The organism is Polaromonas sp. P3_B4 (assembly GCF_056402835.1).
The window spans coordinates 1,771,328-1,795,398 of sequence record NZ_JBFUGQ010000001.1 but is presented as its reverse complement, the minus strand read 5'-3'; the positions used below and the strand labels follow the sequence as shown (position 1 = coordinate 1,795,398).

General features: G+C 63.1%; 20 protein-coding genes and 2 tRNA genes. 13 read left to right on the top strand and 9 right to left on the bottom strand.

Features of this window, described 5'->3' with window-relative positions; genetic code table 11:
* Positions 1-34 precede the first annotated feature (34 nt).
* Entirely contained in the window at positions 35-517 is a 483-nt protein-coding gene (ispF, locus tag AC1DVV_RS08645; protein ID WP_477665840.1) for a 2-C-methyl-D-erythritol 2,4-cyclodiphosphate synthase, read from the top strand.
* A gap of 101 nt (positions 518-618) precedes the next feature.
* Here ispF and AC1DVV_RS08640 read toward each other — a convergent pair whose 3' ends face one another.
* Both AC1DVV_RS08640 and ompR read right to left on the bottom strand, forming a co-directional pair.
* Positions 619-1,995, bottom strand: a complete 1,377-nt coding sequence (locus AC1DVV_RS08640; RefSeq protein ID WP_457280539.1) for a sensor histidine kinase — start codon at positions 1,993-1,995, stop codon at positions 619-621.
* A gap of 345 nt (positions 1,996-2,340) precedes the next feature.
* Complete coding sequence (gene ompR / locus AC1DVV_RS08635) at positions 2,341-3,078, bottom strand: osmolarity response regulator transcription factor OmpR (RefSeq protein ID WP_007866319.1); 738 nt, start codon at positions 3,076-3,078, stop codon at positions 2,341-2,343.
* A gap of 362 nt (positions 3,079-3,440) precedes the next feature.
* On the opposite strand from ompR, the gene AC1DVV_RS08630 reads away from it, so the two are divergent.
* A complete protein-coding gene (locus AC1DVV_RS08630) occupies positions 3,441-4,157 on the top strand; it encodes an SIMPL domain-containing protein (protein ID WP_457280540.1) in 717 nt (238 codons plus the stop codon).
* Here AC1DVV_RS08630 and AC1DVV_RS08625 read toward each other — a convergent pair.
* Positions 4,126-4,668 (bottom strand): multidrug/biocide efflux PACE transporter, encoded by a 543-nt coding sequence (locus tag AC1DVV_RS08625; RefSeq protein WP_457280541.1) that lies wholly within the window; start codon positions 4,666-4,668, stop codon positions 4,126-4,128. The two genes, AC1DVV_RS08630 and AC1DVV_RS08625, sit on opposite strands and share 32 nt — an antisense overlap.
* A 125-nt stretch (positions 4,669-4,793) precedes the next feature.
* Here AC1DVV_RS08625 and AC1DVV_RS08620 point away from each other — a divergent pair, with 125 nt between their 5' ends.
* On the top strand, positions 4,794-5,702 hold the full coding sequence (locus AC1DVV_RS08620) for a LysR family transcriptional regulator (protein ID WP_477702630.1): 909 nt from the start codon (positions 4,794-4,796) through the stop codon (positions 5,700-5,702).
* A 143-nt stretch (positions 5,703-5,845) separates the two neighbouring features.
* Here AC1DVV_RS08620 and AC1DVV_RS08615 read toward each other — a convergent pair whose 3' ends face one another.
* The gene (locus tag AC1DVV_RS08615) at positions 5,846-6,469 is read right to left on the bottom strand and encodes an outer membrane beta-barrel protein (protein ID WP_457280543.1); all 624 of its coding nucleotides are present in this window, start codon (positions 6,467-6,469) and stop codon (positions 5,846-5,848) included.
* A gap of 215 nt (positions 6,470-6,684) precedes the next feature.
* On the opposite strand from AC1DVV_RS08615, the gene AC1DVV_RS08610 reads away from it, so the two are divergent.
* The 3 genes from AC1DVV_RS08610 (at position 6,685) to AC1DVV_RS08600 (ending at position 9,745) form a co-directional block, all read left to right on the top strand.
* A complete protein-coding gene (locus AC1DVV_RS08610) occupies positions 6,685-7,530 on the top strand; it encodes an N-formylglutamate amidohydrolase (protein ID WP_457280544.1) in 846 nt (281 codons plus the stop codon).
* A 72-nt stretch (positions 7,531-7,602) separates the two neighbouring features.
* The gene (locus AC1DVV_RS08605; RefSeq protein ID WP_477665845.1) at positions 7,603-8,649 is read left to right on the top strand and encodes a histone deacetylase family protein; all 1,047 of its coding nucleotides are present in this window, start codon (positions 7,603-7,605) and stop codon (positions 8,647-8,649) included.
* 1 nt (position 8,650) lies between these two features.
* Positions 8,651-9,745, top strand: a complete 1,095-nt coding sequence (locus AC1DVV_RS08600) for an NAD(P)/FAD-dependent oxidoreductase (protein WP_477702624.1) — start codon at positions 8,651-8,653, stop codon at positions 9,743-9,745.
* A gap of 6 nt (positions 9,746-9,751) precedes the next feature.
* On the opposite strand, the gene AC1DVV_RS08595 is transcribed toward AC1DVV_RS08600, so the two are convergent.
* Entirely contained in the window at positions 9,752-10,534 is a 783-nt protein-coding gene (locus tag AC1DVV_RS08595) for a 3-hydroxybutyrate dehydrogenase (protein ID WP_477702625.1), read from the bottom strand.
* 118 nt (positions 10,535-10,652) lie between these two features.
* Here AC1DVV_RS08595 and AC1DVV_RS08590 point away from each other — a divergent pair, with 118 nt between their 5' ends.
* From AC1DVV_RS08590 to rimO, 5 genes are all read left to right on the top strand, one after another.
* Positions 10,653-11,564 (top strand): alpha/beta fold hydrolase, encoded by a 912-nt coding sequence (locus tag AC1DVV_RS08590; RefSeq protein ID WP_477665848.1) that lies wholly within the window; start codon positions 10,653-10,655, stop codon positions 11,562-11,564.
* Between the two features lie 82 nt (positions 11,565-11,646).
* On the top strand, positions 11,647-13,908 hold the full coding sequence (locus AC1DVV_RS08585) for a RelA/SpoT family protein (protein WP_457280549.1): 2,262 nt from the start codon (positions 11,647-11,649) through the stop codon (positions 13,906-13,908).
* Between the two features lie 90 nt (positions 13,909-13,998).
* A tRNA-Val gene (locus AC1DVV_RS08580) sits at positions 13,999-14,075 on the top strand.
* Between the two features lie 185 nt (positions 14,076-14,260).
* Positions 14,261-14,839 carry a polyhydroxyalkanoate synthesis repressor PhaR gene (phaR, locus tag AC1DVV_RS08575; RefSeq protein WP_457280980.1) on the top strand — a complete coding sequence of 193 codons (579 nt, stop codon included), beginning with the start codon at positions 14,261-14,263 and terminating at the stop codon, positions 14,837-14,839.
* Positions 14,840-14,904: 65 nt separating this feature from the next.
* Positions 14,905-16,314: a 30S ribosomal protein S12 methylthiotransferase RimO gene (rimO, locus tag AC1DVV_RS08570; RefSeq protein WP_477702626.1), complete on the top strand. Its 1,410-nt coding sequence runs from the start codon at positions 14,905-14,907 to the stop codon at positions 16,312-16,314.
* Positions 16,315-16,449: 135 nt separating this feature from the next.
* Here rimO and AC1DVV_RS08565 read toward each other — a convergent pair.
* A tRNA-Leu gene (locus AC1DVV_RS08565) sits at positions 16,450-16,534 on the bottom strand.
* A 167-nt stretch (positions 16,535-16,701) separates the two neighbouring features.
* Here AC1DVV_RS08565 and rnr point away from each other — a divergent pair.
* Together rnr and AC1DVV_RS08555 are read left to right on the top strand one after the other, a co-directional pair.
* Positions 16,702-19,023 (top strand): ribonuclease R, encoded by a 2,322-nt coding sequence (rnr, locus tag AC1DVV_RS08560; protein ID WP_477665849.1) that lies wholly within the window; start codon positions 16,702-16,704, stop codon positions 19,021-19,023.
* Between the two features lie 75 nt (positions 19,024-19,098).
* On the top strand, positions 19,099-19,668 hold the full coding sequence (locus AC1DVV_RS08555; protein ID WP_457280552.1) for a YggT family protein: 570 nt from the start codon (positions 19,099-19,101) through the stop codon (positions 19,666-19,668).
* A gap of 36 nt (positions 19,669-19,704) precedes the next feature.
* Here AC1DVV_RS08555 and AC1DVV_RS08550 read toward each other — a convergent pair whose 3' ends face one another.
* The 3 genes from AC1DVV_RS08550 to AC1DVV_RS08540 form a co-directional block, all read right to left on the bottom strand.
* Entirely contained in the window at positions 19,705-21,246 is a 1,542-nt protein-coding gene (locus tag AC1DVV_RS08550) for an NAD(P)H-hydrate dehydratase (RefSeq protein ID WP_477702627.1), read from the bottom strand.
* A gap of 71 nt (positions 21,247-21,317) precedes the next feature.
* A complete protein-coding gene (locus AC1DVV_RS08545) occupies positions 21,318-22,577 on the bottom strand; it encodes a D-amino acid dehydrogenase (RefSeq protein WP_457280554.1) in 1,260 nt (419 codons plus the stop codon).
* A gap of 121 nt (positions 22,578-22,698) precedes the next feature.
* Positions 22,699-24,042, bottom strand: a complete 1,344-nt coding sequence (locus AC1DVV_RS08540) for an amidase (protein WP_457280555.1) — start codon at positions 24,040-24,042, stop codon at positions 22,699-22,701.
* Between the last annotated feature and the right edge of the window lie 29 nt (positions 24,043-24,071).

The window sequence follows — 24,071 nt, the reverse complement described above, 5'->3', positions numbered from 1 at the left end:
CAATCACGCAATTCCATTCACGCAAGGCCCGACGATGACCACCTTGAACTTTCGAATCGGTGAAGGCTGGGACACCCACGCGTTGGTGCCTGGGCGCAAGCTCATCATCGGTGGTGTGGACATTCCCCATACCGTCGGCTTGCTTGGCCATTCGGACGCCGATGTGCTGTTGCACGCAATCACCGATGCGTTGCTGGGCGCTGCCGGGCTGGGCGACATCGGCTCGCATTTTCCGGACACCGACGCGCGCTTCAAGGGCGCTGATTCGACCGTCTTGCTGGCAGAGGTCGGGCGCTTGCTGGCAGAGCGCGGCCACAAGATCGGCAACATCGACAGCACGGTCATTGCGCAGGCGCCCAAACTTGCGCCTTACATTGCGGCAATGCGGACACGCATCGCAGAAGTGCTGGCGCTGGAAGTGGGACAGGTGAACGTCAAGGCCAAGACCGCCGAAAAGCTCGGCCCGGTAGGACAGGGCCTGAGCATGGAAGCCCGGGCTGTTGTTCTGCTTTTCTAGTGCTATCGTTTTGATAGCTTCTCGCGCACGGCCTGCCTGGTCGGAGAGGTGATTTCCCTTTGAGGCCGGCTGCGGAGCCGGGCAACCGTCCGCAGGGGGAATCAGCTCCTGCGCAGCTTGATATGCGCGGCGAGCCCGCCGGAGCCTGTGTTGGCCAGGCCAAACACGCCGCCCATGCGGTGAATCGTCTTTTCGACAATCGCGAGACCCAGGCCCGCGCCGGTGGCGGCGGTGCGTGCGGCGTCTCCCCGGAAAAACGGGCGGGTGAGCTTGGACAAGGTTTCGGGCGCCACGCCCATGCCGTGATCCCGTACCTTGATCAGCACCCACTGGTCACGGCCTTTGGCCGCAATATCAACCAAGGCAATGCCGGTTTCGGGCGTCTTGCCGTAGCGCCTGGCATTTTCAAGCAGGTTTGAAATCACGCGCGACAGCTCGACCTCGTCGGCCAGCACGGCCATATCGTCCGGGATGGTGACGGTGACCCGCATGTCTTCATAGTCGGCGATGGCGTACACGGCGGCATCGACTACCGCATTGAGTGAAACCCGTTCCAGCCGCGGTGGCTCGGGCCGGGCATAGTCGAGGAATTTGTCGATGATGGCGTCCAGCTGGGTGATGTCTGCGGCCATGTGCTCGCGCGCATCCATGTCGGTGACGCTCATCTCGGTTTCCAGGCGCAGCCGGGCCAGCGGGGTGCGCAGGTCATGGGAAATCCCCGCCAGCATGATGACCCGGTCCTGCTCGATTTTGGACAGCTGCTCGGCCATGCGGTTAAAGCCGATGTTGACCTCACGGATTTCGCTGGTCGCCACTTTTTCATCGAGCAGGCTGGCATCGAAGTCGCCGTCCCGCATTCGGCTGGCCGCGAACGACAGCTGCTTGAGCGGCCGGTTGATCAGGCGTGCGATAAAGGCTGCCCCGGCCAGCGACAGCGCTGCAGCCGTGATGAGCCAGATGATCCAGGTGCTGTTGCGTGAGGGCCCGATCTTGGAGGGGTCAGTGAGCAGCCAGTACGCATCGCCGTCGATAGTAAAGCCCACCCACAGGCCCTTCTGGCCGTTGACGCTGCTGGCCACCACAGTGCCGGCACCCAGCCGTGTCTTCAGCTCTTCGGCCGTGCGTTCACCGAGTTCATCGCTTTCAAAAAGCTCGTACTTGTCCTTGGGCTCGCGCGGCGTGATGCGTACGCGCTCCTCGTCCGCCAGGGTCTTGATCAGCGATACGCGGGCGATGGAGTCGGAATAGCGGAGCGCGGCGCGGCTGAGGTTGACCAGCGAGGCCAGTTGCTGCGCACTCTGGATGGCCCGCGGCTCGGATTCGAGTGCCCGGAAGGTCTGCAGCCAGGCAACGATGGAGCCGAACAGCAGTAGCGCCAGGAAAAAGAAGGTCCGCCAGAACAGGCTGAAACCCCTGCGCGGGCGCATTTCCAGCGGGGCCGGGGCGGTTTCGAGGGGAACTGGGTTGGTAGCGTCCATAGGAGATCAGTGCATACCGCAAAGCGCGGGCCAAAAATGGACGTTAGCACGATACAGCTGGGCAGCGGCAGGCAAGCTGTTGCCGCCTGTTGCTGGCGCGCCATACAGGCCCCCACGCTCGCTCACTTCGTGTGGCTCCCTGCCCCCCGAGGGGGCCGCCCGCCTGCGGCCTGGCAAAGCCAGTTCCGCGGCTCATGCTGGGTTGAAAAATTCCAGCGGGCACAGTGGGAGCACATGTTTTTACCAGCATGAGCCGCAGGGCCGGCTTTGCCGGACTGCAGGCGGGCGGCCCCCTCGGGGGCAGCGCATTACACGAAGCCGAAGGCGCAGTGAAAAGCGTGGGGGCTAGTTCGTGCCGTCCGGCACAAACACGTAGCCAATACCCCAGACCGTCTGAATGTAGCGGGGCACCGCTGCGTCCACTTCGATCAGTTTGCGCAAACGCGATACCTGCACGTCCAGGCTGCGGTCAAAGGGCTCGAATTCGCGCCCGCGTGCCAGTTGTGCCAGTTTTTCGCGGGACAGCGGCTGCCGCGGGTGGCGCACCAGGGTTTTCAGCATGGCGAATTCGCCGGTGGTCAGCGGCAGCTCTTCGCCGTTCTTGTGCAGGGTGCGCAAGCCCATATCGAAGGAAAACGGCCCAAAGGTAATCACTTCCTGGTCGCTGGACGGCGCACCCGGCACTTCGGCCGTCGGCCGGCGGCGCAGCACGGCGTGGATGCGGGCGAGCAATTCACGGGGATTGAACGGTTTTGCCAGGTAATCGTCGGCGCCGACCTCCAGGCCGACAATGCGGTCCACGTCCTCACCTTTGGCGGTCAGCATGATGATGGGCGTACGGTCATTGGCGGCGCGCAGGCGGCGGCAGATGGAAAGGCCGTCTTCGCCGGGCATCATCAAATCCAGGACGATCAGGTCGACGGCGTCGCGCAGCATGATGCGGTTCAGCGCTTTGCTGTCTTCGGCGAGGATGACCTCAAAACCTTCCTGGGCCAGGTAGCGGCGCAGTAGATCGCGAATGCGGGCATCGTCATCAAGGATCAGGATTTTGTCGGCACGGGCGTTGGGTTGAGCTTGGGTCATAGTCATCTGGTAATTTGTAACAGAGCCATTTTGAAGGCTGAAAAGGCGGGATGTCGCATTTTTCAGTCGGTTTGACACACTGTTACAAAAGTTGCGGCCACATGCAAGTGTGCGTGTTGACTATGGCAATGCGCCTACATTCGATTGAAAAAACACATGTAAAAATAATCGGCCGCTCCCCGGGCACCGCGCTGGCGGGCCTTTGCAAGAGCAATACCGGGCGAATGCGCCTGGTTACTTGCGGTGAACAGGCTGCTTGATTTGCAGCGTTCCGGATGTTCACCGCGATTTTCCCCTCCATTTCACGCTTGTCTTTTTTAGCCAGAAGCGGCTGAAATTCACCACCCCGAAAGGTAATTCTGATGCGAGCTCCAAAATCGATCGCTTTGTGTGTCCTGTTGGCAGGCGCAGTGCTGGGTAGCCATGCCATGGCCCAGACCAACTTCCACGAATCCCTGCAGAACGTGGCCCAGTTATCGGTCAGCGGCTCGGTGGAGGTGCAGCAGGACCTGTTGTCGATTTCATTGACCACAACCCGTGACGGTGTTGACGCAGGCGTCGTGCAAAGCCAGCTCAGGCAGGCGCTTGAGACCGCGCTGACCCAGGCCAAGCAGGCGGCAGTGCCCGGACAGATGGACGTGCGCACCGGGAATTTCAGCCTGTATCCGCGCTATGGCAAAGACGGCAAGATCAATGGCTGGCAGGGCTCCACCGAACTGGTGCTGGAAGGCAAGGACTTCCCGCGCATCACCAGCACGGCGGGCAAGATCCAGACCCTGACCATGGGCAACGTCAGTTTTGCATTGAGCCGGGAGCAGCGCGCCAAAGTCGAGGGCGAGGCACAGGCGCTCGCGATTGAGCGTTTCAAGGCCAAAGCCAGCGAGGTGGCGCGCAGTTTTGGTTTTGCCGGCTACTCGCTGCGCGAAGTCTCGGTGAATGCCAACGACCAGGGCTCTCCACCGCGTCCCCGCATGATGGCAATGTCGGCCAAGGCCGAAATGGCCGATGCATCAGTGCCTGTGGAAGCCGGCAAGAGCACGGTATTGGTCATCGTGTCGGGCTCTGTGCAGATGAAGTAAGACACTTGCCGGCGGGCGCTGCACAAAGCAGCGCGGGCGCCGGCTGCTGCCCGCCGGCCGTACGGCTGGCCATCTGGGCTTTGCGCGCGTGGCGCGCCACCACCCGTGAGCGGACATGGTCGTAAGCCCAGTTAAAGCAGAAGGTATAGGGCAGGAAGAACAGCACGATCGCAATGTCCAGTACAAAGGCTTCCCACAGGCCGATGTCCAGCCACCAGGCCGCCAGCGGAACCACCGCGATGATCAGGCCGATTTCAAACAGCACGGCATGCACGGCACGCGCCGCCAGGGTGCGCTGAAAGCCCATGCGGCGCTGCGCCCGGTCAAACAGGACGTTGAACAGCATGTTCCAGCTCATCGCCATCAGCGAAACCATCAGGGTCAGCAGGCCCATGTGCGCCAGCGAATAACCGAGGAGCCAGGTGCCGAGCGGCGCGCAGATGGCAATGGCCAGAATTTCAAAGCCGAGGGCGTGGAAAAAACGTTCTTTCAGGGATTTTTGGAGGCTCATGACGCGCGTTCTAAATGATTTACCGACCGTTGAGGCGAGATGCCTTACTGTCATGACGGTATTTTCATCGTTATTTCGAATACATTAAAATCAATAATCATCGAAAAAATAGATAGAAGACCGCCATGCGCCATTCCCCGGAAGCCTTGACCGCTTTTGCCGAGGCTGCGACCCTAGGTTCGTTCTCGGCCGCGGCCCGCAAGCTGGGAAAAAGCCAGTCAACAGTGAGCAGTGCGATTGCCAATCTGGAAATCGACCTTGGCTTGAACCTGTTTGACCGGAGCAGCCGAAAGCCGGCATTGACGGAACACGGACGGGTCATGCTGGGCAAGGTGCAGGAAATCCTGGCGGCCAGCGACCGGCTTGACCGCACCGCCAGCCAGCTTGGGGGAGGCCTGGAGCCCAGGCTCAGCGTGGTCTGGTCAGATACCTACCAGTCTGACCGGTTTGAAGAAATGCTTTCGGCTTTTGAGAAAAGCTTTCCCGACCTGGAGTTTGAATGCCTGATTGCCGAACACGGCGACCTGGTGTCGTTGGTGCAAACAGGGCGGGCAAACATTGGCGTGGTAGCCGCCCAAGGCGCCTATCCGCCCGACATCGGTTCGGCCACGATTGCCGAGCAGTCTGAAATCACGCTGTTTGTGGCCACCGCCCACCCATTGGCCAGCATGAAAGACATCACGCCCGACGTTCTGGCCAATTTCAGGGAACTGCGGCTGGATACCTATATAGAGATGGAGCAGGGGGCCCAGGGAGGCCGGGGCTCGCATGGGGCGCGCCAGTCGCGCCGCGCGTGGTCTGCTCCCAGCTACCTCATGCTGCTGGAAATGGCGGTGTTGGGTTTTGGATGGGCGGCCATTCCACGCTGGATGGTGACGCGCTTTGCGACCGGCAAACTGGTTGAACTTCATGCACGCGGCTGGCCGCGCAGGGTGCCTGTGGACGCCGTGTGGTCACGCCAGCGCCCCCTGGGCCGTGCCGGAACCTGGCTGTTGCAGGAGATGCTGGCACCACATCTGCCCGCGGTTTTATAAGAAAAAAGTGCTTGAAAGCAAAGAAGAACGGGCGCAAGCAGCTATGAAATTGATAGTGAATGCATGAAGCGAAAATGTGAAAAAGCCCGCATGCCGTGAAAGGCATGCGGGCTTTGGGCTGGTGGCTACGCTGCCACAACGGTCTAGAAGCGGTAACGCAGGCCTATGCTGGTGGTACTGAGGCGTTCCTTGCCGCCACCGGGGTACTTCATGTCATGTTCGTCCCACTGCAGCACCGCCGACAAGGTAGGGGTGAATGCCCATTCGGCACCCAGGCCGTACGACACGCCCCAATTGCTTTCGCTGCCTGTGGCAATGCCGGACGCAGGTGCAGCGGACACGTGGCTGCGTCCATAGGTCGTCCCCAGCTTGCCCAGCAGGTTGAACGAGTTGCTCATTGGCAAACGGCCGACCAGGCTCAGGTTGATGCCTTCTGCATCGGTCTGCCCGCCGCCACGGTTGATCTTGCCGAAATCGGTATAGCCCAGTTCCAGTCCGAAGTTGTTGTTGAAATAGCTGCCGCCGTAGATGTTGTACGACGTGTCCCTGTTGTCGGAAGGAAAACCGCCGGCACCGCTTGGCAGGGAAAAGTCTGAGCTGCCCACGTTCAGGCCGAAATAGCGCGAGCCCGGTGCGTAAAACGAATAATTGCTGCTGGACGTGGTGTTGGACGATGTCGAACCGCTTTGGGCGTTGGCCCCTGCGGCCGCAGCCAGGGCAGCGGCGGCCAGCACGGTTGCGGAGAGTTTGCGGGTCAAGGATGGCATGGTGTTTCCTTCAATGGCTGAAATTTCGGAATGCACTTTTTCGTCTGGAAAAAGCGGCTTGATTGGCTTTCCGCTGTGAAATTTAAGGGTCGTACCCACACGCCGTTGTGAGGCTAAAAGTTAAAACGCTGTAGGACAAACGGAAGTTTGCGAAGGGGCTGAACCGCGGGGACGCTACCGCTGGTTTGCCAATGTGCTGCTGCTAAAGTCAGGGCATGCCCTCCATTACCTGCCTGCCCGGAAGCACTCCGCTGGTTCTTGATTCCCCGCACAGCGGGACGATGTATCCGGCTGATTTCAGGCATGCCTGCGAGCTCGCCGTGCTGCGCAGCGCCGAAGACACTCATGTTGAAAAACTGTATGACTTCGCGCCGGCGTTGGGTGCGCATTGGGTTGAGGCGCATTTCCCCCGAAGCTACCTGGACGCCAACCGCAACACCACCGAAATGGATGTGTCCCTGCTGGATGCGCCCTGGCCCGAACCGGTAGACGACGATCCCCGGGTCATGTCCAAGGTCCGCCTGGGCAAGGGGCTGATCTGGCGCACCACCGACGAAGGCGTGCCGCTGTATGACCGCAAACTGGGAGTGGCGGAAATCCAGGCGCGCATCGAGCAGTGCTGGAAGCCCTACCACGCCGCCGTGGCGCAGGCGATTGACGCCGCCTGGCGGCAGCACGGCTACAGCATCCACATCAACTGCCACTCCATGCCGGCAGTGGCTTCGGGCAGCGCCACCGATTTTCCGGGTGAGGCGCATGCGGACTTTGTGGTCGGCGACCGTGAAGGCACAACTGCCAGCAAGGCGTTGTCGACACTGGTGTGTGAGCACCTGCGCGCGCATGGTTACAGCGTGGCCTATAACCACCCCTATAAAGGCGTGGAACTGGTGCGCCGCTACAGCAACCCGGCCGGGCACCGGCACAGCATCCAGCTGGAGATCAACCGCAAGCTGTACATGGACGAAACCACGCTGGAGATGACACCGGGCGCCGGGCCGCTGAAGGCGACGTTGCGCTCATTGGTCGAGGTGTTGCTGAAGACCGACCCGCGCACACTTTGATGGCGGCGCGCTGCGCTGTTCGGGTGACCACCATCACCTCCTTTTCATGAACGAACCAAACCATTCGCCACCATGCTCACTTTTTTCAGCGACAGCCACCACGACCATGCCCCTGTGTTTGAGTTTTACCGCGGTGAGCGCGTGCCGTGCTTTGAAACCCCGGCGCGCGCCGAATACATCAAGGCCCGCCTGAGCGAGCGCGGCCACGAGCTGCGCACACCCCAGGCCGACAGCCGCGCGCTGTTGGCCAAAGTGCATAGCGCCCGCTACCTGGCGTTTCTCGAGCATGCCTGGCGCGACTGGGTGGCGCTTGAAGAGGGCAACGACCAGCGGCAGCCTTTTCCCTCTGTCTGGCCCGTGCGTACCTTGCGCAGCGATGTGGAGCCCCTCAATTTCACCGCACGGCTGGGGCTTTATTCGATGGACAACGGATCACCGCTTTCCGCGGGGACCTGGACGGCCGCCAAGGCCGGTGCAGATGCCGCCGCTGGGGCTGCCGCCTTGTTGGCGACTGGTCAGTCCGCCGCGCGCGGCGTGTTCTGTTGCAGCCGTCCGCCGGGCCACCATGCAGGGGCCGATTTCATGGGGGGCTACAGCTTCCTGAACAACGCTGCGGTCGCTGCCCAGGCGTTTCGGGACGGCGGCGCCGCGCGCGTGGCGGTGCTGGACGTGGACTACCACCACGGCAACGGGACACAAAGCATTTTTTATGACCGCGCTGACGTGCTTTTCGTGAGCCTGCATGGCGACCCCTTGACTGAATACCCGTTCTACCTGGGCCATGCCGATGAAACCGGAGCGGGCGAGGGCGAGGGCTTTAACCTGAACCTGCCGCTGGCCGCCGGCTGTACGGTGCTGCGCTGGTTTGAGGCGCTGGAAGCGGCATGCCTGCGCATCAAGCAGCACCGCGCCGACGCGCTGGTGGTGTCACTGGGGCTGGACACCTTTGCCGAAGACCCTATCTCCAAATTCGCGCTGCTGCCTGGCGACTTTATTCGCCTGGGCGAGCGCCTGGGCAAGCTGGGGTTGCCCACGGTATTTGTGCTCGAAGGCGGTTACGCTGCCGCGGCGCTGGGCACCAATGCCGTCAACGTCATTGAAGGTTTCGAGGGCGTCTGATATGGACCAGGTCGACTGTGTGGTGATTGGTGCGGGTGTGGTGGGCCTGGCGGTGGCGCGTGCGCTGGCCTTGCAGGGCAGGGAGGTGATTGTGCTGGAAGCCGCCGACGCGATAGGCACAGGCACCAGCTCGCGCAACAGCGAGGTGATTCACGCCGGCATTTACTACCCACAGGGTTCGCTCAAGGCGCAGCTGTGTGTGGAAGGCAAGGGCCTGCTGTACGACTACTGCGCGGAACGCGGCATAGGCCACAAGCGCTGCGGCAAGCTGATCGTAGCGACCAGCGAGGCTCAGGTGGCGCAGCTGCAGGCCATCCGTGAAAAGGCCGCCGCCAACGGCGTGAACGACCTGGTGCTGCTGACCCGCGAAGAAGCCCGGGCGATGGAGCCGCAACTCGAATGCGTGGCGGCGCTGCATTCGCCCAGCACCGGTATTGTCGACAGCCACGGCCTCATGCTGGCGCTGCAGGGCGATCTTGAGAATGCTGGCGGACTTGTGGTGCTCAATTCGCCCTTGACCCATGCGGAGTGTGCGCAAGCAGCTATTAATTTAATAGCAAAAGACGGTACGGAATTGCAGGCCAGGACTGTCGTCAACGCCGCCGGGCTGCAGGCCCAGCGCCTGGCCAGCCGCTTTGCAGGTTTTCCGGCGCAGCATGTGCCGCCCAGCCATTACGCCAAAGGCAACTACTTCACCTTGCCCGGCCGTTCGCCCTTCAGCCGCCTGATCTACCCCGTGCCCGAAGCAGCCGGCCTGGGCGTGCACCTGACCATCGACCTGGGCGGCCAGGCCAAGTTCGGCCCTGATGTGCAGTGGGTCGAGTCACCCGACGACCTGGTGGTGGACCCGAAGCGCGGCGATGCCTTTTACGCCGAAGTGCGCAAGTACTGGCCCGCATTGGCCGACGGTGCGCTCATGCCGGGTTACTCGGGCATGCGTCCCAAGATCCAGGCGCCTCATGAAGCCGCTAAAGATTTTCTGATCCAGGGGCCGCGTGATCACGGTGTCGCCGGCCTTGTGAACCTCTTCGGTATTGAGTCACCGGGGCTCACGAGCTCGCTCGCGATTGGCGACTACGTCAGCCGGCTGCTGTAAACACGTTTACTGCGCCGCCCAGCCGCCATCCATGTTCCAGGCCACGCCGCGCACATTGTTGCCGGCCGGTGAGCAGAAAAACACCGCCAGCGCGCCCAGCTCTTCGGGCGTGGTGAACTGCAGCGAAGGCTCTTTTTCGCCCAGCAGTTGCTGCTTGGCTGCCTCGTTGCTGATGTTGCCCGCCGCGGCTTTGGCATCCACCTGTTTTTGCACAAGGGGCGTCAGCACCCAACCGGGGCAGATGGCGTTGCAGGTGACACCGGTGGTGGCGTTTTCGAGGGCGGTGACTTTGGTCAGGCCCACAATGCCGTGCTTGGCGGCAACGTAGGCCGACTTTTCGGCGGAGCCTACAAGGCCGTGGACCGACGCCACATTGATGATGCGTCCCCAGCCCTTGCCTCCATTGGCGGCCAGCATGGCAGGCAATGCCAGGCGGCTGGCATGAAAGGCGCTGCTCAGGTTGATGGCGATCACGGCGTCCCATTTCTCGATGGGGAAGTTTTCGATGCGGGCCACGTGCTGGATGCCGGCGTTGTTGACGAGGATGTCGACCTGGCCGAATTGCGCGGCAGCAAACCGCATCATGTCCTCGATGTCGGAGACCTTGCTCATGTCGGCCCCATGGTAGGCCACGCGTACACCCAGCGCCTCGATCTCGGCCTTCGGACCGTCCACGTCGCCAAAGCCGTTAATGACGATGTTGGCGCCTTGGGCTGCCAGCGCCTTGGCGATGCCCAGGCCGATCCCGCTGGTCGAGCCGGTGACGAGGGCTGTTTTACCTTTGAGCATGATGTTTCTCCGGATGATTTACGATGGTTGAGCTGGGATTCTGAACAGCGCGCGGTGCAGGCTGCGCATCACCGATTTTTCAAGCAATTATCAAGCCTTTGAATTGAACTGCCGCACCATGACCCAACCTACGCTGAACTACGTAAATTGCCCGGACGCCGCAGGCGGGCATCGCATGGCGTACTGGCAATGGGGCCGGCCGGACAGCGCGCACGTCGTGGTGTGCGTGCACGGCCTGTCGCGGCAGGGGCGCGATTTTGATGTACTGGCGCGCACGCTGTGCGAGCAGGCGCCGGACGGCATTCGCGTGGTCTGCCCCGATGTGGTGGGCCGTGGGGAAAGCGACTGGCTCAAAGACCCCATGGGCTACCAGCTGCGGAGCTATGCCGCCGACATGCTGGCGCTGCTGGGCCAGCTGCACGTGCAGGCGCCCGTGGTTTCGCTGGACTGGGTGGGTACCAGCATGGGCGGCTTGATCGGCGTGGCGGTGTGTGGGACGCCTGGTCTGCCCTTGCCCACGGCAGTGCGCCGGCTGGTGCTCAATGACGTCGGGCCGGCCATCCAGTGGCAGGCAATCGTGCGAATCGGCACCTATCTGGGGCAGGCCGGTCACTTCGGGTCGGTGCAGGAGGCGGCCGATGCGATGTGGGCGATTTCCCAGAGTTTCGGCCCGCACACGCCCGAACAGTGGTTGGCGCTGTCGCGTCCCATGCTCAGGCGCGTCTCGGACGCCGCCGATACCAAGTGGCGCCTGCATTACGACCCGGCCATCGCCGTGCCTTTCAAGCAGGAGACCGAGGACTCCGCGCGCCAGGGTGAAGCCGTGCTCTGGCAGCTCTACGACAATATCAAGGCCGAAACGCTGGTGATTCGCGGCAAGCAGTCGGACTTGCTGAGCCCCCAGACGGCCCAGGCCATGACGGCCCGCGGCCCGCGCGCCCGCGTGGTGGAGTTTGACGGCGTAGGCCATGCACCCACGCTGGTGGCTGCGGACCAGGTGACCGCCGTGGCGGGTTTCCTGCTTGGGTAGCACCCTGGTATTGAATTGGGTAATGCTGGGTAAGTGCCGCAATGCTGCACTGCCAGCCTCGCAACTATTTGACTGAAGTTTCATGAAAAGCAATGTGGTCGGGCCCGGTAGCCCCGCAGCCTCCCAGGGGGTGAATGCCTCCATCGTGACCGCCACGGCCGACAGCCTGCCGGACCAGCCGCATGCGCTGGCCCGTGCCCGGGCGTTTGCCGAGCCCCTGATTGCCAGTGAAACGCACGACACAGGCGAAAACATCCTGGCGCACGCTGATGCGGTGGCGGCCATCCTCAAAACCATAGGCGGCTCGGAAGCCATGCAGGCGGCCACCTACCTGGTGTATGCCTGCCAGCACCTGACCAAGCCGCAGGAAGTGATCACCAAGGCCTTCGGCGCCAACTACGCGGCGCTGGCGATAGAGACCACCAAATTGGTGCAGGTGCAGCGCCAGGCGCGTTCGGCCAATGCCAAGGCGCAACTGCTGGACGACCCGGCTGCGCAAACCGAGAACGTTCGCAAGATGCTGCTGGCGTTTTCGCGCGACCTGCGGGTGGTGATGCTGCGCCTGGCCTCGCGCCTGCAGACGCTGCGCCACTACGCCTCGACCCGGCAGACCGCGCCCCTGTCGCTGGCCTACGAGTCGCTGCATGTGTTTGCACCGTTGGCCAACCGCCTGGGCATCTGGCAGATCAAATGGGAAATGGAAGACCTGGCCTTCCGTTTCCTGGAGCCCGATACCTACAAGCAGACGGCCCGCCTGCTGGATGAAAAACGCGTGGAGCGCGAAGGCTTCATGGAGGCCTTGCGTGCGCAGCTGGAGCGCGAACTGAACCAGAACGGCATTGCCGCGCTGGTGCAGGGCCGGCCCAAGCACATCTACAGCATCGTTAAAAAAATGCGCGGCAAGTCGCTCGACTTCGAGCAGGTGTTTGATATCCGTGCCTTGCGCGTGATTGCCGCCGACGTGAAGGGCTGCTATGCGGCGCTGGGCTTCGTGCATTCGCGCTTTACGCCGGTGGACGGCGAGTTTGACGACTACATCGCCAAACCCAAGACCAATGGCTACCAGTCGCTGCACACCGTGGTGCGCGATGACGCGGGCAGGGCGGTGGAGATCCAGGTGCGCACGCAGGCCATGCATGACCACGCAGAGCACGGCGTGGCCGCGCACTGGGCGTACAAGGAGGCGGGGGCCAAAGGCTACGCGGGCGTGTCGGCCAGCAGCGAGTACGACGCCAAGATTGCTGTTCTGCGGCAGTTGCTGGCCTGGGAGCGCGATCTCTCGGGGCCAGCTGCCCAGCGAGCGCGTGATGACAAGCAGGGGCTCTTTGAAGACCGCATCTATGTGCTGACGCCGGACGCGGCCATCGTGGAGCTGCCGCAGGGCGCGACCACGGTGGACTTCGCCTATAGCGTGCACACCAGCCTGGGGCATCGCTGCCGCGGCGCGCGCCTTGACGGCGTGATGGTACCGCTCAACACCCCGCTGCAAAACGGCCAGACGGTCGAGGTGATCACCGTCAAGGAGGGCGGGCCGTCGCGCGACTGGCTTAACCCGGAACTGGGCTTTTTGTGCAGTCACCGCGCGAAGTCAAAAGTGCGCGCTTGGTTCAACGCGCTGGCGATGGAGCAGACGGTTGCCAGGGGCCGCGAAGCGGTTGAAAAACTGCTGCAGCGAGAAGGCAAGACGTCCATGAAGCTGGACGACCTGGCGGTGCAGCTCGGATTCAAGACGGCGGATGATTTGTTCGAGGTGGTGGGCAAGGACGAGTTGTCCCTGCGCACGATCGAAAACATGCTCAGGCCGCCCGAGCCGGCCATGAGCCAGGACGACTACGTGCTGGCCAAAAAGGCGCGTGCGCCCAACCCGAATGCCAAAAAAGGCAATGGCGGTGTGCTGGTGGTGGGCATGGGTTCCTTGTTGACCCAGCTCGCCAAGTGCTGCAAGCCCGCCCCGCCCGATGAAATCCTCGGCTTCGTCACCAAGGGCAAGGGCGTCAGCATTCACCGCAGCGATTGCAGCAACTTCCGCAACATGGCGAGTGGCAGTCCTGACCGCGTGATTGAGGTTGAATGGAACTCGCCCAAAACCGCAGACGGTGCGGTGTATCCGGTGGATGTGGCGGTGGAAGCCGCCGACCGCCAGGGGCTGCTGCGCGATATCTCCGAAGTATTCGCCAAGGAAAAGATGAACGTCATCGGTGTGCAGACACAGTCGGTGAAAGACAACCGCGGCGGCACGGCCTGGATGACCTTCACGGTGGAAGTGGCGCAGTCAGGCCGACTGAACCAGGTGCTGGGCATCGTGGCCGAAGTGCCCGGCGTGCGGTCCGCGCGGAGACGTTGAACCCGGCTGCAGGACTTTTTTCGGCAAATTTTCGGGGCGAAGCAAGATAGCCGTTTTGCTTTGCTACAATACGAGCTTCGAACAGTCCTTAGGCGCGTAGCTCAGCTGGTTAGAGCACCACCTTGACATGGTGGGGGTCGTTGGTTCGAGTCCAATCGCGCCTACCAATTCCCTCGACGGTTCCTGATCCAGATCTGCATTCTTTGTAATGCGGACTGGCACACAGGGTAAACCAAGGGGATTGAGTACATCAGAATTCCTAGAATGTATTGAGTCCCGGCGTTTCGACGCCGGTCGTCATTCAGAGGAGAAATCAGTGCCAAAAAGCAAATCCACCAGCCCGTCATCCGGCATGCCGCCTTCACAGGGCGACGCCTCTGCCGACGGCACTTCCGGCGCCAAAAGCGGCCGGGCTGCCGGTAAGGCTGCGGCTTCACGTGTGATCAAGAAGTACCCGAATCGCCGGCTGTACGACACCGAGACATCGGCCTACATCACGCTCACGGAAGTCCGCCAGCTGGTGATGGACAGTGCCGATTTTGTGGTGCGCGATGCCAAGACCAATGAAGACTTGACGCGCAGCATCCTGCTGCAGATCATCCTTGAAGAAGAAACCGGCGGTGCGCCGATGTTTACCGAAGCCGTGCTGGCCAACATCATCCGTTTTTACGGCAATGCGATGCAGAGCTTCATGGGCGCTTACCTCGAGAAGAACGTGCAGAGTTTTATGGACCTGCAGGTCAAGATGGCCGAGCAGTCCAAAGGGCTGAGCCCCGAAATGTGGGCGCAGTTCATGAATGCGCAGTCACCCATGATGCAGGGCATGATGGGCAATTACGTGGAGCAATCCAAAACCGTTTTTACGCAAATGCAGGAGCAGATGCAAAAGCAGAGCGAGCAGATGCTGCAGGCTTTCGGCCTGAAACGTTGAGTTAAAAGCCAGGGGTTGAATCTCTGGTGGTCCCTGGAAATCAGGGACCTGAGACAATACACCCCATGAGCGAAGTTATTTCCCCACCTGTTTCCGTAAACACCAAGCCCGCGCCGCGCGTCGGCTTTGTCAGCCTGGGCTGCCCCAAGGCCTTGACCGATTCCGAGCTGATCCTCACGCAATTGAGCGCCGAGGGCTACCAGACCTCCAAGACCTTCGAAGGTGCGGACCTGGTCATCGTCAACACCTGTGGCTTCATCGACGACGCGGTCAAGGAAAGCCTGGACACCATCGGCGAGGCGCTGGCCGAAAACGGCAAGGTCATCGTCACGGGCTGCCTGGGCGCCAAGGCGGGCGAGGGCGGTGGCAACCTGGTGCGCCAGATGCACCCGAGCGTGCTGGCCGTGACGGGCCCGCACGCCACACAGGAGGTGATGGACGCGGTGCACCTGAACCTGCCCAAGCCGCATGATCCTTTCGTGGACCTGGTGCCGAATGCCTTTGGCATTGCCGGCATCAAGCTGACGCCCAAGCATTACGCCTACCTGAAGATCAGCGAAGGCTGCAATCACCGCTGCACCTTCTGCATCATCCCGTCCATGCGCGGCGACCTGGTGTCGCGGCCTATCGGAGACGTGCTCAACGAAGCGCGCGCCCTGTTTGAAGGCGGCGTGAAGGAATTGCTGGTGATCAGCCAGGACACCTCGGCCTACGGCGTCGATGTGAAATACCGCACCGGCTTCTGGGATGGTAAGCCTCTCAAGACGCGCATGCTGGAACTGGTGCAGGCACTGGGCGAGATCGCCGAGCCGTATGGCGCCTGGGTGCGCTTGCATTATGTGTATCCGTACCCAAGTGTGGACGAAGTGCTGCCGCTGATGGCCACCGGCAAGGTGCTGCCTTATCTGGATGTACCGTTGCAACACAGTCATCCGGATGTGCTCAAGCGCATGAAGCGGCCAGCCAGCGGCGAGAAGAACCTTGAGCGCATTGCGCGCTGGCGCGAAATCTGCCCTGAAATTGTGATTCGCAGCACCTTTATCGCCGGTTTTCCCGGCGAGACGGAAGCAGAGTTCGACCATCTGCTGGACTTCATGCGCGAGGCCAAAATCGACCGTGCAGGCTGCTTTGCCTACAGCGCGGTAGAAGGTGCGACGGCTAACGATATTCCCGGTATGCTGCCGCTGGCGTTGCGTGAAGAGCGGCGCGCCCGCTTCATGGCCGTGGCCGAAGCGGTGTCCAGCCAGAAACTGCAGCAGCGCATAGGTGCAACCATGCAGGTGCTGGTGGATTCGGCGCCGGCGCTAGGCCGAAAGGGTGGCACCGGGCGCTCTTATGCCGATGCGCCGGAGATCGACGGCATCGTCAAGCTGTTACCGCCCGAGAAAATCAGCAAGACGCTGAAAGTCGGCGAATTCACCCGGGCCCGCATTGTCGGAACCCAGGGCCATGACCTGGTTGCCGTGCCTGTTTGATTAACGATACTGCGGACGCTAAACCGGGCCTGAAGAAGAGGCCCGGCCACAAAAAAAGCCACTGGGTCACAGTGGCTTTAATCTTGCTTTACTCCAGAGTCAGTTTAAGAGTCTGGAGAAGCTGTTTGGTGTATCTGGTGCCCGGGAGAGAACTCGAATCTCCACATCTTGCGATACACGGACCTGAACCGTGCGCGTCTACCAATTCCGCCACCCGGGCACAGCTAGCAGTGTACCATTACTTCAATGCTTTCTCAGGCTCGGCCCCTCAAATTTTCCTGAAATATTTCGGCTGCATACTTAAACCCGGCAGCCTCCAACGAAAAGAGACTTTCTATCAAAACAACTCACTCCCATCCGGGCGGATCGTCCGCCCATTCATCCGGTTTGCTCGCTGAATTCGAGGGCACCGTTTCCGGCCACCGAGACGGCCATGGTTTCGTATTGCGCGATGACGGCGAAGCAGATATTTACCTGCCGCCCAACGAGATGCGTGCAGTCCTGCACAAGGATCGCGTCAAGGCCCGCATCGTGCGGCACGACCGCAAAAACCGGCCCGAGGGCCGCGTCACGGAAATCGTTGAACGATCCTCGAATCCCATCATCGGCCGCCTGCTGCAGGAAAGCGGCGTCTGGCTGGTTGCACCCGAAGACAAGCGCTACGGCCAGGACGTCCTGATCCCCAAGGGCGCTACCGGCACGGCCAAGGCCGGCCAGGTGGTGGTGGTGCAACTCACCGAGCCGCCGGCGCTGTTCGGCCAGCCTGTGGGCCGCGTCAAGGAAGTACTGGGCGAGATCGACGACCCCGGCATGGAAATCGAGATCGCGGTGCGCAAGTACGGCGTGCCGCATGAATTCAGCGACGAAGCGCTGGCCCTGGCCCGAACCCTGCCGGACGCCGTGCGGCCTGCCGACAAAAAGCACCGCGTTGACCTGACGGACGTGCCGCTGGTCACCATCGACGGCGAAGATGCCCGCGACTTTGACGACGCCGTGTATTGCGAGCCCGCCAAAGTGGGCCGCGGCAAAGGCTGGCGCCTGCTGGTGGCGATTGCCGACGTGAGCCACTATGTGGAAACCGGCAGCGCCATCGACATCGACGCTTACGACCGCGCTACCAGCGTGTATTTTCCGCGCCGCGTGATTCCCATGTTGCCGGAAAAATTGTCGAATGGCCTTTGCTCGCTCAACCCGAATGTCGAGCGCCTGTGCATGGTCTGCGACATGCTGGTCAATGCCAAGGGCGAGGTCCACGCCTACCAGTTCTACCCGGCGGTGATGTTCAGCCAGGCGCGCTTTACCTACACTGAGGTCGCCGCCATCCTGGCCAACACACGCGGCCCTGAAGCTGCGCAGCGCAAGGCGCTGGTGCCGCACCTGCTCGACCTGCACGACGTGTACCAGGCGCTGCTCAAGGAGCGTGGCGAACGCGGCGCGGTGGATTTTGAAACCACCGAGACCCAGATTGTTTGCGACGAAGCAGGCCGGATTGAAAAAATCGTCCCCCGCACCCGCAACGTGGCGCACCGGCTGATTGAAGAAGCCATGCTGGCGGCCAACGTCTGCTCGGCGGACTTCATCTCGCAAAGCAAGCACGTGGGCCTGTACCGTGTGCACGAAGGCCCAACGCCCGAGAAGAAGGAGATGCTGCGCAACTACCTGAAGGCGGCCGGCATCGGCATGACCATCACCGATGACCCGGCGCCCGGCGAATTCCAGAAGATCGCGCTGGCCACCAAGGACCGGCCTGACGCACAGCAAATCCACTCGATGCTGCTGCGCTCCATGCAGCAGGCAATCTATACGCCGATGAACAGCGGCCACTTCGGTTTGGCCTACGAGGCTTACACGCACTTCACCAGCCCGATCCGGCGCTACCCCGATTTGCTGGTGCACCGCGTCATCAAAGCTGTGCTGAACAAGGCCAAGTACCAGCTCCCGACCCTGCCCACGCCGGGCGAGGCTGAGGCCAAGCTGTCCAAACGCCTGGCCGCGCGCGTCAAGGAACCAACGCAAAAACCGAAAAAAGCCAGCGCCGACGAACTCGCCTGGCAGGCGGCCGGCCTGCACTGCAGCGCCAACGAACGCCGCGCCGACGAAGCCAGCCGCGACGTGGAAGCCTGGCTTAAGTGCAAGTACATGCGCGAGCATCTCGGTGAGGAATTCGGTGGCGTCGTCACCGCGGCCACGGGCTTCGGCATTTTTGTCACACTGGATGCGATGTACGTCGAAGGTCTGGTGCACATCACCGAGCTGGGTGGCGAATACTTCCGCTTCGACGAAGCTCGCCAGGAACTGCGCGGCGAGCGCACCGGCATCCGATATGCCATCGGCACGCGGGTGCGGGTGCAGGTCAGCCGGGTGGACCTGGACGGCCGCAAGATCGACTTCCGCCTGGTGAACGAGGGCCAGGACCTGGTCGGACGCGCCATGAAGGACAAGACAGGCGGCCATGCGGCGGAACTGCCTGTACAGGAACGCGGCGCCTCGCGCCATGCGGCGGAGCCCCGAAGCGGCAAGGCGGGCAGCAAAGGCGCTGGAAAACGCTCGGAGTCGCGCTCAGGCGGCCGCGGCGGCGGCACAGCCAGCCGCGGCGCCAGCAGCAGTGAAAGGGCGCCCAAATCGCCCATCCAGGCCCTCAAGGCGGCTGTCAAGAAGGCGGCAGGCAATCCGCCGGGCCGCAAGCAGGGCAAGAAGCCGCGCCGTTAGGCATCGGGACACCATGAGATTTCAGTTCAAACCCTTTTTCCCGACTGTGTTCCCTGCGCATAAGGCACGCCGCCCATGCTGATACGCGTATTGGCCTTCCTGCTTGAAACGCTGTTCTTCCTGTTGATTGCAGCGGCTTTGCTGCGAGCCTGGATGAACTGGGTCCGGGTCAACATGACGGCCCAGCCCGGCCGTTTTGTGATGGCCGTGACCGATTGGCTGGTCAAGCCCTTGCGCCGCGTGCTGCCCAGGCCGGTGATGCAGTCCCGGGTGGACTGGGCCAGCATTCTGGCGGCCGTGTTGCTGGCAGTGGCCTATGCGTTGCTGTGGGGCCTGTTGTTTGGCCTGCTGTTGGGGGGTACCGTGTGGACTGCCGGGGCTGCGCCTGTCGTATTGCTGACGCTGCTGTCCTTTGCGCTGAAGATGCTGATCCGGGTGGCGCTGCAAACCCTGTTCATCCTGGTGCTCGGTTTTGCCATCCTCTCGTGGGTGCAGCCGGGATCATCCGCGTATGGTTTGCTGGGGCGCCTGACCGAGCCCTTGCTGGCACCCCTGCGCCGCGTGGTCCCCACGGTGGGCGGCGTGGATTTGTCCGCGCTGGTGCTCATCGTCCTGATTCAAATCGCGCTGATGATCCTGGTGTAAGGCCTCATCGGCCTCATCTGCCATCTGCCGCGCAGGTCACTTGTGATGGCCTTGTGCACGGGCCAGTTCCGACGCCGTCAGGGCCATACCCGGGGCCTGGGCGGCCCAGTCATCGGCCAGGCGGCCATGTGCAAACACGGCGCTGCAGGCGGCGTCGAAAGCCTCCAGCCCGGCCGCCAGCCGTGCGCCCACCATGCCCGCCAGCACGTCGCCGGTGCCGGCCGTGGCCAGCAGGGCGTTGCCGGTGCTGTTGATGGCGCTGCTGCGGCCCGGCGCCGCGATCAGCGTTCCTGAGCCCTTGAGCACCACCACACACTGAAACCGTTCGGCAAGCTGCCGGGCCGAAGCCAGCCGGTCGGATTGAACCGCGGCCGCTGTGGTTCCGGCCAGCCGGGCGGCTTCCAGCGGGTGCGGTGTCAGCACCGTGCGGTAGCCGCGGCCGTGACGTGCAATGAGCTGCGCCTGGAACTGCGTGTCCCCTGCAATGGCATTGAGCGCATCGGCATCCAGCACCAGCCGCCTGGCTGTCGACAGCACCCTGGCCAGCATGGCCCTGACGGCCTCGCCGCCGCCGCAGCCGCACACCACCACCTGCTGTGCGAGGTCCAGCGCCTCGGGCGCGCGGAACATCAGCTCCGGTTGTTGCGGGTCGACTGCGATGGTTGGCTTGCCGAGCAGCGCCACAAATACCCGGCCGGTGCCGGCATGCAGGGCGGCCCGCGCCGCCAGCAGCGCGGCGCCCGCCATATGGCTGTGGGCGGCGGACTCTCCCCCGAGCACGGCCACGTCACCAAAGCTGCCCTTGTGGCTGGCATGCGCGTTGGCTGACCGGGGCGGCTGGCCGGCCCGGTCGGCGCCCAGCAACCAGGCGTCGGTCTGGCCTGGTGTTGCAGCCTGCGTCTCATGGACGCCGAGATCGTTAAACCAGACCTGGCCCGCCCAATCCCGGCCGCCGGCGGTGAACAGCCCCGGCTTCAAGGTTAAAAGGCTTAAGGTAAAAATGGCCGTAGCGTCCGGTGAATGGGCGCAAGCAGCTATCAAATGTGTAGCAGACCCGGTGTCCGCGTCCAGGCCGGTCGGCACGTCCACCGCCAGCCGCGGCGCACTGCCGGCTTGCATTCGCGCCAGCCACTCCAGGATTAAGGCCGTGCCTGGGCGCTCAGGGTCCAGCGCGCCGCCTATGCCCAACAGGGCGTCGATGCAGAAATCAAAATCATCGGGCGGTTGCGCCGCCATGGGCACGCCCGCGGCGATGGCGCGCTCGCGCGAGGCATGGGCGTCGCGCGGCAGGCTGGTTTTTCCGGCGGGCAGGCCGGTCCAGGTTACGACCACTGTTTTGCCCCATTGGTGCAGATGCATGGCGGCCTCAAAACCGTCGCCGCCGTTATTGCCTGGCCCGCAGGCGATCCAGATGCGCTGCGCATGCGGCGCCAGGGCCAGCGCCAGGCGCGCCACCGAGAGGCCGGCTCGCTGCATCAGCGTGTGGGGCGGCAGCCCGGCGGCGGCATGCCGTTCAAGTTCACGCGAGGCCGCCACACTGTGAAGTGGCTCGCTGCGGGCGCTGGAAATTTTTCGCATGGCCCGATTGTGCGGCCCCGCAAAGTAAAAAGCCCGGCAGGCCGGGCTTTGGGCGTAGCCGCGGGGTGGTTTCAGCCCAGGCGGGCGATGCCCAGGCCTTCCATGTCGATGTCCGCGCTTTTGCCGGCCATCAGGTCGACCAGCGCCCGCGCGCTGCCGCAGCTGAGGGCCCAGCCGCTGGAGCCATGCCCCAGGTTGAGCCAGAGGCCGGGAATGCCGCTGTCGCCGATGATGGGCGGACCGTCGGGGAGCATGGGCCGGGCGCCTTTCCATTCCTGCACGCTGGCGCCGGTGTTGGAGAGCTGGGCCGCACCCGGGAACCAGTCGTGCAGCACCTTGTACAGCGTCTGGATGGACGATGCCCGTTTGCTTTCAAGCGTGCCGCCGATTTCGGCGCTGCCCGCCACGCGCACGCGGTTGCCCAGGCGGGAAATTGCGACCTTGTAGCGCTCGTCCATCAGTGCGCTGCGTGGTGCGTTCAGCGGTTCGCGGATCGGCGCGCTGATGGAGTAACCATAAACCGCTGCCATGGGAATCTTCAGGCCCAGCGGCCTCAGGAGTTCCGCAGACGCCAGGCCGGCGCACATGACCACATGGTCGAAGCCGCGGGGGCTGGCTTCGCCCGATATCAAAATGCTAGCTGGTTGCGCCCGTTCCAATTGGGCTACAGCCGTATTGAATTCAAAATTAACGCCGATGCGCTGGGCTTCGTTCTTCAGCAGCAGGGCAAACTGGCGGCAATTGGCCACCTCGTCGTTCGGCAGGTGCACGGCGCCCAGGAAGTCGGTGTCGGGGCTCAGTGCCGGCTCGATCTTGCGCACCTCGTCGGGGCCGATTTCCTTGAATACCACGCCGGCATCGCGCAGCACGGCCAGGCCCGGCTGCACCAGCTTCGCGTCTTTTTCAGAGCGCAGCAGCACCATGTAGCCGGGGCTGCCGTCGTACTCGAGCTCCAGTTCGGCCGTCAGGTGGTGCAGCCTTTCGCGGCTGTAAAAAGCCAGGCGCTGCATGCGCGCGCGGTTGGCCAGATAGGTTTCGAGCTTGCAGGCGCGAAACCATTTCCACATCCAGGCCAGGTCGCGGGCCGACAGTGGCAGGCCGAGCTTGACCGGCGCGTGGCGGCTGAAAAGATGGCTGATGACCTTGCCCGGCATGCCGGGGGCAGCCCAGGGCGTGACGTAGCCGGGCGCTACCAGGCCGGCGTTGGCAAAGCTGGTTTCCTCGGCCGCCGCGCCGCGCCGTTCGAAGACGGTGACCTCGTGGCCGTCCAGGGCCAGCTCGTAAGCGGTGGTGATGCCGATGATGCCGGCGCCAATGACGGCAACCCTCATGCGATGCTCCCGCGGTCAGGTGGGGCAGGCACGGGGCGCGGGGTTGAGGTAATTTTTTTGTACATTTTTATAAGAAAAAGGCTTTGAGGCCAATGAGGATTAGCGCAAGCAGCTATCGTTTTTATAGCGGATTCGCCAGGGTGGCTTCCACCTGCAGGGCCAGGTCCAGCACCGCGTCGTCATGCAGCGCCGCATGCCAGAGCATCAGGCCCACGGGCAACTGGCCGGGCGTGTGGCAGGGCAGGGAAATGGCGCAACCGTCGAGCATGTTCACCACGGAGGTGTTGCGCAGCAGCAGGCCGTTGACCCGGAAAAATTCGGCATCGTCATCCAGCACACCGGCGATCGGCGGCGCGACGATGGGGACGGTGGGCGAGAGCACGGCGTCAAAGCCTTGCAGGCATGTTTCCATGTGGGCCACCCAGGCCTTGCGGGCGGCCAGCAGGTCGATGTAGTCGGCCGCACTCATGCCGGTGCCGCGCAGAATGCGCAAGGCCACGCGCGGGTCGTATTCGGCCTGGTGTCTGGCGATCAGCGTGCGGTGCCAGGCATAACTTTCCGCCGCCGAGAGGCCGCCGGTGGCATTGATGGCGGCCAGCTCGCCGATCTCTTCCAGGTCGATTTCTTCAATATGCGCGCCCGCCTGGCGAAGGATTCGCAGGCTGCGCCCAAACGCCTCGGCGACGGTGTTGTCCAGGTGGTCCTGCATCACGGTGCGGGCAACGGCCAGGCGACAGGAGGCGAGCGGTTTGCCGGCCAGTTGGACCTTGCGTGCCGCCAGGACTTCATGCACGGTGACTGCGTCGCGCACTGAACGGGTCAGGGCGCACACGGTGTCCAGGCTGGTGGACAAGGGTAGGGCGCCTTGCGTGGGCACCAGGCGCGCGGTGCTTTTGAAGCCGACGATGCCGCAAAGCGCCGCCGGGATACGGATCGATCCGCCGGTGTCGGAGCCGAGCCCGACCAGTGCCGCACCCGTGGCCACCGAGACTGCCGCACCGGAGGACGAGCCCCCGGGAATACGCGCCACCTTCGGGTCGGCCGGGTTGACGGGTGTGCCGTAGTGCGGGTTGATGCCGACGCCGGAGAAGGCGAACTCGACCATGTTGGTACGCCCCATGAACGTGGCGCCGGCAGCGCGCAGACGTGCCACGGCAGGGCAATCTTCTGCGGCAGGCGCGGCGCCTGCCAGTACGGTGGATCCGGCTGCGGTGGTGTGGCCTGCCACGTCGAACAGGTCCTTGACCGATACCGGGATACCGGCAAGCGGAAGGCCTGCAGCGTTCGAAACGGGGTTTTCCGCCGTTCCGGCGAGGTTTGGGCTCCCCGGCATGAAAACGTGGCGGCAGGCGTCACTTTGGGCCGTGGCCAGGGCCTGTTCGAAAACCCGCTGGGGGGAGGTCTGACCGGCGGTCATGGCCTGGCGAGTGGCATCGAGGTCGCCTGAGGGGGGTATCTGGCTCATGGGTCAGGAGGGTGTTATACTCGACAGGC